The following is a 13,426-nucleotide window of genomic DNA, read 5'->3' as shown; positions in this document are numbered from 1 at the left end:
GACAAGCTGGCCTACATTCACCGCCACTGGGGCGGCCTGCAAACCTTCCTGGCGGACGGGCGCGTCGAGATCGACTCCAACAGCGTCGAAAATCTCATTCGCCCGATTGCCCTCAATCGAAAAAATGCATTATTCGCGGGTCACGATGAGGGCGGCCGGGCCTGGGGCCGCATCGCATCCCTGATCGAAACCGCAAAGATCAACGGCGTGGGGCCTTTCGCCTACCTGAAATCTACGCTCGAAGCGATCGCGGCAGGTCATCCCAAAAACCGCGTCGACGACCTGCTCCCCTGGAATTTTCAGCCGTCAAGCTGAAAGCCAAGTGCTGTCCAGCCGCCTCTTGCGATCCATCTCGACCTCCCTCTTTTCTAGCGTAAGCGGTGTCTGGATCTTGAAGTTACCCACAAGTATTTGTGCCCGTATTTTTCGTCTTGATCACATAGGGTCTTTCGTGATTCGTTCTCTGGTACCTTCAATCAAACAGGTGCGAGCATGGGGCAAAATTGGGTGAACGAGGAAACGTCAGAATGTGACCTGGGCGATGCGCGGCTGCCTGGACCGAAAGAGCGACCCGCCTCCTGGAACAACCGTCATGTGGCGCGGATTCACCCGATTGTCCGATCTCGACGAGGGTTTCCGTGCAGCAAAAACAAGGGGGCAATCACTTGTGGGTAATTGAAAGGGCCAGGAAACGCTTACGCACGTTCTACGATCCGTCCAAGAAAATCGGCCCGCAGGTATCGGCAGCACTTCTTGCACAGGACAAGGTGATCGCGCGGGCGATGCCACAGGGCGATATCCTCGGTTTTGCACCGCCGTTCTGCCTCAGCACCGATGAGGCCGACATCGTCGTGGCCGCAGTGGTGAAAGCGGTTAAAACCGTCCTCGGCTGAAACGACACTTTACGGCAGTCCGCACGTCCCCGGCCTATCAACGCATAGGCTGGGGACGTGCGTTCAGAGCGCGCCCAATTGGATCGGCCCACCTGCCAGAATTGAGTTGCATCTTTTGGTAGGGTGATGAGTATGATGATTTCTACTCCATGCGCATTCGGCCGTTTGGACAGTTTACTCCGCCGTTGGTAAATGCGGCAGGTCAGAATGGCGGGGTTAGGTCACTATGATCTAGCAGTATAAAATTTGGCTAGCCTTGCAAAAGGCAAGGTATCCACAACGCAAACCACGGGTCAATGTTCACATGAGTTTTAGAATAGCGTCAGATATTGGTGGAACATTTACCGATACTGTTCTGGTGGGTGATGACGGCAAGCGTTTTGTGTTCAAGAAAATTCTGACCACGCCTCAACAGCCGGACAACGCAGTGATCGAAGGTGTGAAAGCCCTGCTCGACGATCTGCCGCCAGACCGGCCCGCTATTGACAGGTTTGTTCACGGGACAACTCTTTTCACCAATGCTCTGATTGAAAGAAAAGGCTCCCTAACCGCGCTTATAACCACCAAGGGATTCCGTGACGCAATAGAGATAGGGCGCGAAAACCGCTACGAAATCTATGATCTTCGTATCAAAAATCCAGCCCCTCTGGCCCCGCGTCACCTCCGCTTTGAACTGGACGAGCGCGTGCTGGCCGACGGTAGCGTGCGCAAGACGTTTGCCGATGACGACCTGCGTGAATTGATCCAGCAGTTAAGGGCCGCAGAGGTAGAGGCGGTCGGCGTCTCGTTCCTTCACTCCTATGTGAACGACACGCATGAACGGCGTGTCGGCCAGATTCTGTCCGAAGAAGCGCCGGAAATCACAGTTTCTCTCTCTTGCGACCTTGTGCCGGAGGTCGGAGAGTTTGTGCGCAGTTCCACCGTTCTGGCCAACGTCTATGTGAAACGGATTGCCGAAAACTATCTTAACCGCCTGCGTGACCGCGCCCTGCATGAGCTGAATATTGATACCGATCTTTTTATCATCCAGTCTGATGGTGGCCTCTACGAGATCAAAGAAGCGATACATAAACCGATCCTCCTCGTTGAATCCGGACCTGCAGGTGGGGCCCTTGCGGCGGCACATTATGGCGCGATGCTAGGGCATAAGAACATTCTGGCCTTCGATATGGGGGGCACAACGGCCAAGGCCTGCATGATTGTCGATGGTGAGCCCCTCATTGCCAACGAGTTTGAGGTGGATCGCCAGTATCAGTTTAAAAAGCACTCCGGTCTGCCCATCAAAGTACCCGTGATCGACTTGATCGAAATCGGCACTGGAGGCGGCTCCATCGCGGGGGTAGACGCGATGAAACGCTTGCAGGTCGGGCCAAAGAGTGCTGGATCGGAACCCGGACCCGCCGCTTACGATCTAGGCGGGACAGAGCCGACCGTGACAGATGCGGGCTTGGTTCTGGGATATCTCGACCCTGACTTTTTTCTTGGCGGGGCGATGAAACTGGACATCACTAAAGCCCGCGCCGCTATTGAAAAGAAAATCGCAAAACCGTTAAATATGTCTGTGACTGAGGCCGCTTTTGGCATCCATCAGCTTGCCAATGAGAGCATGGCTTCGGCCTCAAGGATCCACACCATCGAGCGGGGCCAGAACATTCAGGCCTTTCCAATGTTCGCCACCGGCGGCGCGGGACCGATGCACGCCTTTGGTGTTGCCTCTGTGCTGCGCTGTCCTCGGGTCATCTATCCGCTTGGTGCCGGAGTAATGTCAGCTCTGGGCTTTCTCACCGCACCGGTCAGCATGAGTTTCTCGCGTTCGCGTCCCAGTCGGGTCGATACCCTGAATTGGGCCGAAGCAAGCCGCATCGTCGACGAAATGAAAACCGAAGGGCGGACCATCTTGCGCCGAACAGTGGCAGAGGCAGAGATCGGTTTTAAGGTGTTCGCAGATATGCGCTATGTCCTTCAGGGCAGCGAAGTGCGTGTGCCAATAGAGTTCGACCAGTTTGAGGAGCATAGCGGCCCAGCGCTGAAGCAGGCATTTGAGCAGGTATATACCTCTGTCTATGGGCATCTGATGCACGCGCCAGTGGAACTGATTTCGTGGCGGGTGATTGTCCATGGCCCGAAACCCGATCTGATACTCGGTTGCTCAGGCGGCTCCGGCGAGCATAGTGTCGCTGGCGCGATGAAAGGCCAACGGGCCATCTATATTCCTGCAACAAAACAAATGACGCAGGTTCCGGTTTATGATCGTTACAAACTACCGGCGGGATCCCGCATCACCGGGCCGACGATTATTGAAGAACATGAATCCACCGTGGTCATCAATGGCATGGCAACTGTAAATGTTGACGAGTTTTCCAATCTGATAGTCGATCTCGAACGGAAAAAGGACTGACAGGGTTCAAAATGGCAATAGATCAGGTTACACTCGACATTCTTTGGGCGCGTCTTATTGCGACGACAAATGATCAGGCCGCGGCGCTGATGCGCTCTTCCTTTACCTCCATCGTGCGCGATGCAGCCGATCTTGCAGCTGGGGTGTTCGATCGCAGGGGGCGCATGATCGCGCAGGCCGTTACCGGCACGCCGGGCCATATCAATTCCATGGCCTCCGGAATGATCCACATGCTGAACAAATTCCCGGCTGATTCCTTGCGGCCCGGCGATGTGATCGTCACCAATGACCCGTGGTTTACCGCGTCGCAACTCAACGATATTACCATCGCCACGCCAGTGTTCAAGAATGGCAGATGCATTGCCCTCTTCGCAAACTGCTGTCATGCGCTCGACATCGGCGGCAGGGGATTGTCCGCAGATTCCCGTTCGGTTTTCGAGGAAGGTATCCAGATTCCGATCATGAAGCTGATGGATCAGGGCAAACCGGTCGAGCCGCTTTGGGACATTATCAAACAAAACGTTCGCACACCCGATGAGGTCGTCGGAGACCTTCACTGCCAGATCGTTGGCAATGAGCAGGGCGCCAAGCAACTCCTTCAGTTTCTGGATGAATTTGATCTCGATGATATAGAGGAGTTGTCGGACGAGATTATCAACCGCTCGGAACGCGCGATGCGCGCAAGAATCGCGATGCTGCCGGACGGGGAGTACCCCTATCAACTAACAGTTGACGGCTTTGACGACCCACTCGTGATCAAGGCAAAGCTGATCGTGGATGGCGATCATCTGACGGTAGATTTCACCGGCTCCCCCGGTCAGGTGCCGCTGGGTGTGAATGTGACGCTAAACTACACAACGGCCTATACGAACTACGGCGTGAAATGCGCTCTGGCGGGGGATATTCCCAACAACGAAGGCAGTTTTTTACCGCTTACGGTCACCGCTCCCGAGGGAACGCTGCTCAATGCTGCCTTCCCTGCAGCGGTGGGCGGGCGTCACCTCGTGGGCCATTTCCTACCCTCAGTGGTCATGGGTGCCCTCGCTGATGCGATGCCCGACAACGTCATGGCACCGGGCTTTGACGGTCTCTGGGACACCCATATCGCCGGTGTCGAGCGCGGTAGCGGCAGGCATTTCTCCTACACCTGGTTTTCCGCCGGAGGCACCGGCGCGATGAAGGGCAAGGACGGCATGTCCGCCACCGCCTATCCAAGTGGGATCGCAGGAGTCCCCGCCGAAACCATCGAAACTCTAGCACCTTTGGTGGTCCTGCAACGCTCTTTGCGGGTGGATTCCGGTGGGCCGGGGGAATCGCGTGGTGGATTGGGCCAGACGATGGAGATAGAGGTCCTAACGGATGAGGATTACCTTTTTTCGGGCCTATATGAGCGCACAAAACACCCTGCACCCGGCCTTCATGGCGGCGCGCCGGGCAAAACCGGGGCGTTGCGTACCAATAATGGCGCAGACCTAAAACCGAAAATAACAACGATGCTATCCGCCGATACGGTCACGATCCTCGAAATGCCGGGTGGCGGCGGTTTCGGTTCAGCCTATTGTCGCGACGCGACTCTGGTCTTGGAGGATGTAATGGATGGCTATGTCTCGGTTGAACAGGCCCGCACTGCCTATGGTGTCGTGATTGATCCAGAAACGATGACGCTCGACGCGGCGCTTACGCAAAAGCAGCGAAAAACGATATCGTAGATTCCCCAATCCACCGACCTTAATGCCGAGCCGTCAGTCCTTTTCAGGCGGCTCCGTCGGGGCCAGTGCAAGGGACCGCAATTTCTGAAAAACCTTCTCCGTTGCAGCCGTAACAAAGGCTTCTAGAATCCGCGACGAGGATTGCCCCTTGGGCGTCAGCATAAAGATACTGAGCGGAACACGCGGCACGAACCGGCGGAGCGTCAGCTTTGGATTTGCAATCGCAGAAAACGGGTCCACGAACGCGACGATATTGTCCCTGACGAACGTATCTGCGAGGCGGGAAACATTCATTTCAAGCTGTATCTTGGGATGAAGCCCAAATTTAGCGAAGCTGTCACGGATCAGGACGCTGGGCGGCGTATTCGCGTCAAAACAGATCAAGGGATAGGGCGCGAGGTTCTTGGGCGTGACTTCGGTATGTTGCGCGAGGGGATGATTTCTGTCCATCAGGCACATGACTTCAGAATCCGTGATGTAATTCTCATCGATATGAATGTTGCCGCTCCCACCATGGATAAATCCGACATCCGCGTGTTTTTGCGCCACCATTTCGACGACCCGTTTTGACATTTCGACGTGAAACCCGATTTTCACGTCCTCAAACGCCTGACTGAAAGAGGTTGCTGCGCCCGCCAAACCGCCAAACGCCAATGCAGGTATTGCGGCCACGGTGATCAGCCCTCTTCGCGAAGTTTGCAGCGCATCGACCCCTTCGGAAAACAGCCGCACCTGATTCCACAACCGCTCTGCCTCTTCGCGCAGCTGCAAGCCCGCTTCTGTCAGGTGAAGCCGATTCTTGCGCCGCTCAAACAGGTGCAGACGCGACGTATCCTCAAACAGCGCGATAGCCTTGCTGACAGCGGGTTGGCTGAGATGCATCCGCCGCGCGGTGTCCGACACGCTCCCGGACTCGCAAAGCGTCAGAAAAATCTCAAGATGGCGGAGGTTTGGACGAAGCATGCCCTTTAGGTTATGGAAATGAGAAGTTTAATTCAATAGACAACATGTACTGTATAAGGTTTGGTCTGCGAAACACTTTGACGGAGATAGATGTGAAGCTGCTTTTCGAACATGATGAATTTCTCGGTCGCGTCGCGCGCGTGAAAGATGCAATGCGCGCGAAGGGTATTGATGTCCTGCTGATCTCCAACCCCGCAAACCAGTTCTATGTGACGGGCTATGATGGCTGGTCTTTTTATACGCCGCAAATGGTCGTCGTCGCCCTCGACGCAGACGAGCCGATCTGGTTCGGTCGCAAGATGGACGCAGTTGGTGCCAAATTTACGGCCTTCCTCGCCGAGGAAAATGTGATCGCCTACCCGGACAAATATGTCGGCAGTGATCAGCTTCATCCGATGGAATATCTCGTCAAAATCCTCAAGGACAAAAGCTGGGATAAAGGCCGTATCGCGGCGGAACAGGACGATTACTACTATACTGCCAAATGGAACCGCATCCTGACACAGGGTCTGGGGCAGGGCGAATTTGACGATGCCTTCCTGCTGGTCAACCGCGTGCGGATGACGAAATCCGCGCAAGAGATCGAATATATGGGTCAGGCCGGCCAGATCGCAACTCTGGCCATGGACAGTGCCCGCAAACTGGTGCGCCCCGGTGTGCGCCAATGCGATGTGATGGCGGAACTCTACCGCGTTACGACTTCGGGCACCCCGGAATTTGGCGGCACCTTTCCCTGCAAGCCGCCCAATGCGATGGTGGGCGAATTCGCCTCGGCGCCGCACCTCAGCTGGACAGATCGACAGCTTGAGGAAGACGAAGTTTTCTATATCGAGATGGGCGGCATCCGGCACCGCTATCACTCTCCTTTGTCGCGCTGCGTCTACGTCGGAACCCCGAAACAGGAACTTATAGATACCACCGCCGTCATTCGCGAAGGCCTTGAGGCGGCGTTGGACGTGGTCAAGCCGGGCATTGAATGTCAAGAGATGGCAGCCGCATGGGACAAGGTGATCCGCAAGCATGGTATCGAAAAAGACAGCCGCATCGGCTACCCGGTCGGTATTGGTTTCCCGCCGACTTGGGGCGAACTGACCTGTTCGCTGCGCGCGGGTGATACAACCATCATGGAAGAGAATATGACCTTCCATTGCATTCCCGCACTTTGGCTGGACAAGTATGGTCTTGTGGTTAGCGAAACCTTCGTTGTTACGAAAGATGGCGCAAAACCATTTGCCAACAGCCCACGAGAGCTTCTGACCGCGAGCGACTGAAAAGCCGGCCTTACTTACAGGGAAAACTATGCAGAATTTTACTACCAGACCAGAGATCCGCGGCACATTCGGCGTCGTGACATCGACCCACTGGATTGCTTCCGCTGTGGGAATGTCGATCCTTGAAAAGGGCGGAAATGCCTTTGACGCTGCGGTTGCGACCGGTTTTGTCCTGCAAGTGGTCGAGCCGCATCTGAACGGCCCCGCTGGCGATCTTCCGGTCATTTTCCATTCGGTGCGCGATGACGGTCCTGGTGTACTCTGCGCTCAGGGTCCGGCCCCGGCGGCGGCCACAATCGAGGCAATGAAAACAAGGGGCATTGAAGACCTCATCCCCGGCTCGGGCCTTCTGGCAACTGTAGTACCCGGGGCCTTTGACGGCTGGCTATTGCTGCTGCGCGATCACGGGACAATGGAACTGGCCGATGTCCTGACGCCCGCCATCGGGTATTGTGCCGACGGGCATCCCCTGTTGGCTTCCGTGGCGGAGACGATCGCGTCGATGCAGCCGTTCTTTGAAAAGCAATGGCCCACCTCTGCAAAGGTCTGGTGCGCCGATGGGAAAAAGCCTACCGCCCTCAGCCTGTTCAAGAACCCCGATCTTGCCAAAACCTATGGCAAACTGGTGGATGCGGCAAAGGGCGACACGCGCGAGGCCCGTATTGACGCCGCACGCGACGAATGGCGCACCGGCTTCGTCGCAGAGGCAATAGGAAACTATCTCAAGGACGCCAAGGTGATGGATGTCACTGGCCGCCGCAACAGCGCCTTGCTGACGCAGGATGACATCACCGCATGGAGCGCCCATTTCGAGGCCCCGACAAAGATCGACTATCACGGCTGGACGCTCTGCAAAACGGGGCCGTGGGGGCAGGGGCCGGTTCTTCTTCAAGCCCTGCAAATCCTCAAGAATTTCGACATTGCAGCGATGGACCCCTACGGTGCGGAATTTGTTCATACCGTGATCGAAGCGATCAAGCTCGCCTATGCCGACCGAGAGGCCTATTACGGCGATCCAGACTTTTACGATGTCCCCGTCGATGTCCTCCTGTCAGAAGAATACGGACGTGAACGCGCCAAACTGATATCCGACAAGGCATCGCTCGAACAAAGACCCGGAGTGGTCGAAGGACACGAGCATCTGGCCGAAGCCGCAATCATGCGTGCCTTACGCAAAATGGACGTTCTGCAAGATGCGGCGACCGGCGAGCCGACGATGGCGCATCTGACGGATGTAAAGGGTGATACGGTCCATCTCGATATCATTGACCGCTGGGGCAACGCGGTGTCCTCGACACCGTCGGGTGGCTGGCTGCAATCCAACCCGGTCGTTCCGGGTCTGGGTTTTGGCCTCAACTCCAGAGCGCAGATGTTCTGGTTGGATGAAGGTCTTGCCTCATCGCTAAAGCCCGGTGCTCGCCCTCGTACGACCCTCACGCCAACGATTGCCTACCACAAGGACGGAACTCTTCTATCGCTCGGCTCCCCCGGTGGCGACCAGCAGGACCAGTGGCAACTCGTCTGGCTCCTGCGGATGGTGCATCATGGTTTTGATATGCAGCAGGGGATCGACGCGCCGCTCTTCCATTCTACACATTTTCAAGCATCTTTCTATCCGCGCGCCGCAGAATCTGGAGAAATGATGATCGAAGAAACTATAGGCAAAGACGTGATCCAGACCCTTCGTGATCGTGGTCACGAGGTGGCCGTTGCGCAGGCGAATACGGTTGGTCGCCTCACCGCCGCCAAACGCCATCCTGACGGGCAGCTTCAGGCGGCGGCAACACCGCGCCTGATGCAAGCCTATGCAATAGGGCGATGAACTGGATGAGTGGAGTGTTTCAATCCCGTGTCGCTCAGCACCGTCTGGCGATATTGACGACACCCCTTGCTCTGTCCGATGGTGTCCGTCAGAATAAATCCTTGATGATGCCGGATTTGAAATCCAGCCTTGCGGCCGGAGTGGAGAAAAGATGCGCACTATTCGTCGAATAGCGGGCCAATCCAAAGGGCGCAGTTCTGGCACGGTCGTCGGCGGCTTTGCTTGGGCTGTTGCAACATCCGAGATCGAAACCGATGACTTCTATCAACAGACCGTAAGCACGCTGCAAAAAATAGACCGTATCCTCGCCGAAATGGATACTGACAAATCGCGCGCAGTGACGGCTACGGTTTACATCACCGACATCACTCACAAAGACGACATGGATCGCGCTTGGTGCGAATGGGTTGGCGACAACCCCGACAACTGGCCACAAAGAGCCTGCGTGCAAACGGGCCTCCATGCAACCGATCTTGTCGAAGTAGTCGTGATGGCCGCACTCTAGCCCAGAGCGCGTCAATATCCGCTTCAGACATCAACCGGGCATTAGCAAAAACCAACGAGGAGAGAAAAATGAAAACTCTGACGAAACTAATCGCGGCAACCGCGCTTACCAGCGTTTTGGCGGCACCGGTATTCGCTGAAAAATGGGATATGCCGATGGCATACCCGGCCTCGAACTTCCACTCCGAAGTCGGTGCGGAATTCGGCAAATGCGTCACCGACGGAACCAGCGGCGACATCGAGATTGTCACGCATCCTTCCGGCTCACTTTTCCCCGGTGCCCAGATCAAGCGCGCCGTGCAAACCGGACAGGTTCCAATCGGCGAGCGTCTGATGTCTGCTCATCAGAACGACAATGTCCTGTTCGGATTTGACTCCATTCCGTTTCTTGCCAGCTCGTTTGACGCTTCCGGAATCCTTTGGGAGGTTGCCAAGCCGGCTATTGAAAAGGCATTGGCCGACGAGAACCTGACCCTCCTTTATACGGTGCCTTGGCCTCCGCAGGGGCTGTATTTCAAAGACGAAGTAAACTCCGTTGCCGATATGAAAGGCATGAAGTTCCGTTCGTTCAACAACATTACGACACGTCTCGCTGAGTTGATGGATATGCTTCCCGTCACCGTCGAAGCTGCGGAACTCAGCCAGGCGCTCGCGACAGGCGTGGCAAACGCGATGATTACGTCCGGCGCCACTGGCTATGACAGCAAAGTCTGGGAAAGCCTGAACTTCTACTACGAAGTCGATGCCTGGCTGCCGCGCAACTATATTATCGTGAATTCCGATGTCTGGGCGGACGTTTCTGACGCAAACAAAGCCGCCATTCAAACCTGCGCTGCTGCGGCCGAGACAGAAGGCCTCCAGCGATCCAAGGACTATACTGACTTCACGCTGAACGGTCTGCGCGAAGGCGGAATGTACGTTGGCCCGCCCAGCGAAAAACTGGCGGCTGACCTGAAAGAAGTCGGCGAGGTGCTGACTGACGAATGGCTCAAGGACGCGGGCGAAGAAGGCAAGGCGATCGTCGATGCCTTTCACGCCAAAGCGGACTAAATGACAATATTGAGAGAGGGGCGCGCAATCTGCGCCCCCCTCAAACGTTTCAGGGGGCAGGGCTAAATGACAATCGGACGGGTTTTGCGTTTAAGTCTGGATTTTCTTTACCGACTATCGGGCGCAATGGCGGCCGTTAGTCTGGTCATGATCCTGCTGCTGGTAGTCATGCAGATGGCCGCCCGCTGGACCGGAGAAATGTTTCGCGGCGGGGCGGAATATGCAGGCTACGCCATGGCTGCCGCTTCATTCCTCGCTTTTGCGAATGCTCTTAATCACGGCAGCCATATCCGCGTGTCGATCCTGCTTAACGCTGTGCCGGAACCGATACACCGTATTCTGGAAATCTGGTGTTTCGCCGTCGGCACCGCGATCATGTGGTATTTCGTCTATTACGGTCAGAAATTTGTCTATTGGTCCTGGAAATTCGGTGAACGCTCGCAGGGGCAGGACGGCACACTCCTTTGGATGCCGCAATCGCTGGTCCTGTTTGGCGCAACCGTTCTGGCGATCTGCCTGACAGATCATTTGTTCTCAGTACTGTTTTACGGGCGCAGCCGGATCGTCCGCAATCTGGCCGATCAGAGCCACGGAGAATAACCTGAATGGAAAATGCTGCGATCATCATCCTATTCCTATTCGTCCTGTTCACCCTGCTGGGAACTGGCGTCTGGGTCGGTCTGGCCCTCATGGGCGTCGCGTGGGTCGGCATGGAGTTGTTCACCACCCGCCCTGTCGGGGATGTCATGCTGACGACAATATGGTCCGCCAGTTCCAGTTGGACGCTGACTGCTCTGCCCATGTTTATATGGATGGGCGAGATATTATATCGGACGCGCTTATCAGAAGATATGTTCAAGGGGCTTTCTCCTTGGATGGCGGGATTGCCCGGCGGGCTGGTCCATACCAACATCGTCGGCTGTACCGTGTTCGGTGCCGTATCAGGCTCTTCTGCGGCAACGCTCACAACGGTGGGCAAAATGTCGATCCCCGAGTTGCGCAAACGGAACTACCCTGAACATCTTGTGATTGGCACGCTCGCTGGTGCGGCGACGCTGGGGCTGATGATCCCGCCCTCCCTGACGCTGATCGTCTATGGCGTCACGGTGAACGAAAGCATCACCAAATTGTTCTTCGCCGGCGTTGTTCCTGGCATCATTCTTGCCGCCATGTTCATGGGCTATGTCGCAATCTATTCCGTTACATCAAAGGACTGGAACCCCGACGTCGAAGAGAAAATCAGCTTTGGCCAGAAGATAAAGAATTCCCGCTTCCTCATTCCGATTCTCCTGTTGATTGTCGTCGTGATCGGCTCTTTGTATCTCGGTTATGCAACCGCCACAGAGGCCGCAGCCATCGGCGTCGTCGGCGCATTGGTGCTGGCCGCCGTGCAGGGCTCTCTGGACTGGAAGAGCTTCGTCCAAAGCTTGATGGGTGCCACCAGAACCAGCGCAATGATCGCCCTGATCCTTGCCGGTGCCGCCTTTCTGTCCCTCGCCATGGGATTCACCGGATTGCCTCGGGGCCTTGCCGATCTCATATCTCACTGGGATCTGTCGCGCTTTCAACTTCTGATTGTTCTTCTCGTCTTCTACATCATTCTGGGCTGTTTTCTTGACGGCATTTCGTCGGTCGTGCTGACCATGGCCGTTGTCGAACCCATGGTCAGAGACGCGGGGATCAACCTGATTTGGTTTGGCATCTTCGTTGTTGTTGTGATTGAAATGGCCCAAGTCACCCCCCCCATCGGCTTCAACCTGTTCGTTCTTCAGGGCATGACAGAGCACGAGATGGGGTATATCGCGAAGTGCGCGTTCCCGATGTTTTTATTGATGATCATCATGGTCTTCTTGCTGATAGCCTTTCCTGAAATGGCGATGTGGTTGCCCGACAATATGGACAAACGGCTTAATTAGGGCATTTTAACTTCTACGCCTGTGCGCACCTGATCACGTCAGGCAGCCTGAAACGTAATAAAAAAAGGTGTGGCAGTCTCTACGAGATCTGTCAAAAAAGGAGGTTCTGATGACAGTAGAAAAAGTTGCACTTATAACTGCCGGAGGCAGTGGCATGGGCGCCAATGCCGCACGCCGTTTGGCGGCGGACGGTTTCCGAGTCGGTATCCTGTCCTCGTCTGGCAAGGGTGAAGCACTTGGTGCGGAACTGGGCGGGTTCGGAGTGACAGGATCAAACCGCAGTTTGGACGATCTTAAGTTACTGGTGGACGAAGCGCAGGATCGCTGGGGGCGCATCGATGTCCTCGTCAACTCCGAAGGGCATGGTCCCAAGGGGCCAGTGTTGGACATTTCTGATGATGACTGGCACGTCGGTATGGAGGTTTATCTTCTTAACGTGATCCGACCGACTCGGCTGGTTACACCAATCATGCAGACGCAAGTAGGTGGTGCCTGTCTGACGTCAGGGCATGTGGGACAGATTTGATGTTTAGCTAACGGAGGATTTCTGTAAACGGTGTCTGCCCCTTTCAATTACCCACAAGTGATAGAGGTGGTCGCGGAAATTCGGACCAGACGTTAAGGTGGATCGCATGATGAAAGTGACGATCCAAAATGAAGAAACGAAAGAACCATTCGCCGGATTTTAAGGCCAAGGTTGCTCTTGAAGCGATCCGTGAGGAGATGACGCTTGCCGAGCTGTCCAAGAAATACAGCGTGCATCCGACGCAGATTGGGACGTGGAAACGCGCGGCGATAGAAAACATGGCGGCGGCCTTTACGCGCCAAGGTTCAGCGCCTGAACGGGTTAGTGCCGCTGATGTCGACAAACTGCATTCCAAGATCGGCCAGCTTGTTGTG

At 55.6% G+C, this 13,426-nt stretch carries 11 protein-coding genes and 3 pseudogenes; 12 read left to right on the top strand and 2 right to left on the bottom strand.

Annotated elements, in window-relative coordinates; all coding sequences use genetic code 11:
• The 4 genes and pseudogenes from BMZ91_RS20105 to BMZ91_RS20090 all read left to right on the top strand — a co-directional run.
• Positions 1–315 (top strand): transposase domain-containing protein (locus BMZ91_RS20105; RefSeq protein ID WP_143076422.1); only part of this gene is annotated, 315 nt, incomplete at its 5' end.
• Between the two features lie 377 nt (positions 316–692).
• A pseudogene (locus BMZ91_RS20100) lies at positions 693–893 on the top strand (aspartate aminotransferase family protein); the annotation flags it as partial.
• 304 nt (positions 894–1,197) lie between these two features.
• Positions 1,198–3,291, top strand: a complete 2,094-nt coding sequence (locus BMZ91_RS20095; RefSeq protein ID WP_092842375.1) for a hydantoinase/oxoprolinase family protein — start codon at positions 1,198–1,200, stop codon at positions 3,289–3,291.
• 11 nt (positions 3,292–3,302) lie between these two features.
• Positions 3,303–5,000, top strand: a complete 1,698-nt coding sequence (locus BMZ91_RS20090) for a hydantoinase B/oxoprolinase family protein (RefSeq protein WP_092842374.1) — start codon at positions 3,303–3,305, stop codon at positions 4,998–5,000.
• A gap of 33 nt (positions 5,001–5,033) precedes the next feature.
• Here the strand turns inward: BMZ91_RS20090 and BMZ91_RS20085 are convergent, their stop codons facing one another.
• Both BMZ91_RS20085 and BMZ91_RS22140 read right to left on the bottom strand, forming a co-directional pair.
• Positions 5,034–5,771 (bottom strand): LysR substrate-binding domain-containing protein, encoded by a 738-nt coding sequence (locus tag BMZ91_RS20085; RefSeq protein WP_245736503.1) that lies wholly within the window; start codon positions 5,769–5,771, stop codon positions 5,034–5,036.
• Between the two features lie 12 nt (positions 5,772–5,783).
• Positions 5,784–5,963, bottom strand: a pseudogene (locus BMZ91_RS22140) (helix-turn-helix domain-containing protein); the annotation flags it as partial.
• Here BMZ91_RS22140 and BMZ91_RS20080 point away from each other — a divergent pair.
• From BMZ91_RS20080 to BMZ91_RS21875, 8 genes and pseudogenes are all read left to right on the top strand, one after another.
• The gene (locus tag BMZ91_RS20080) at positions 5,951–7,234 is read left to right on the top strand and encodes a M24 family metallopeptidase (protein ID WP_245736502.1); all 1,284 of its coding nucleotides are present in this window, start codon (positions 5,951–5,953) and stop codon (positions 7,232–7,234) included. The pseudogene BMZ91_RS22140 and the gene BMZ91_RS20080 sit on opposite strands and share 13 nt — an antisense overlap.
• A 28-nt stretch (positions 7,235–7,262) precedes the next feature.
• The gene (locus BMZ91_RS20075; protein WP_092842371.1) at positions 7,263–9,056 is read left to right on the top strand and encodes a gamma-glutamyltransferase family protein; all 1,794 of its coding nucleotides are present in this window, start codon (positions 7,263–7,265) and stop codon (positions 9,054–9,056) included.
• Positions 9,057–9,207: 151 nt separating this feature from the next.
• Positions 9,208–9,561, top strand: coding sequence for a Rid family hydrolase (locus tag BMZ91_RS20070; RefSeq protein WP_092842370.1), 354 nt, complete (start codon positions 9,208–9,210; stop codon positions 9,559–9,561).
• Between the two features lie 68 nt (positions 9,562–9,629).
• Positions 9,630–10,610 carry a TRAP transporter substrate-binding protein gene (locus BMZ91_RS20065; RefSeq protein WP_092842369.1) on the top strand — a complete coding sequence of 327 codons (981 nt, stop codon included), beginning with the start codon at positions 9,630–9,632 and terminating at the stop codon, positions 10,608–10,610.
• 66 nt (positions 10,611–10,676) lie between these two features.
• Positions 10,677–11,210 carry a TRAP transporter small permease gene (locus BMZ91_RS20060; RefSeq protein WP_092842368.1) on the top strand — a complete coding sequence of 178 codons (534 nt, stop codon included), beginning with the start codon at positions 10,677–10,679 and terminating at the stop codon, positions 11,208–11,210.
• Positions 11,211–11,215: 5 nt separating this feature from the next.
• The gene (locus tag BMZ91_RS20055; protein ID WP_092842367.1) at positions 11,216–12,526 is read left to right on the top strand and encodes a TRAP transporter large permease; all 1,311 of its coding nucleotides are present in this window, start codon (positions 11,216–11,218) and stop codon (positions 12,524–12,526) included.
• A gap of 109 nt (positions 12,527–12,635) precedes the next feature.
• Positions 12,636–13,025 (top strand): annotated as a pseudogene (locus BMZ91_RS20050) (SDR family NAD(P)-dependent oxidoreductase); the annotation flags it as partial.
• Positions 13,026–13,180: 155 nt separating this feature from the next.
• Positions 13,181–13,426: transposase (locus tag BMZ91_RS21875; protein WP_143076421.1), on the top strand; the 246-nt coding region annotated here is incomplete at its 3' end.

It is taken from the genome of Roseovarius lutimaris, from assembly GCF_900115165.1.
In the GTDB taxonomy this organism is placed as follows: Bacteria; Pseudomonadota; Alphaproteobacteria; order Rhodobacterales; family Rhodobacteraceae; genus Roseovarius; species Roseovarius lutimaris.
The sequence above is the reverse complement of the archived record's forward strand: the minus strand, read 5'-3'. Positions and strand labels throughout refer to the sequence as shown.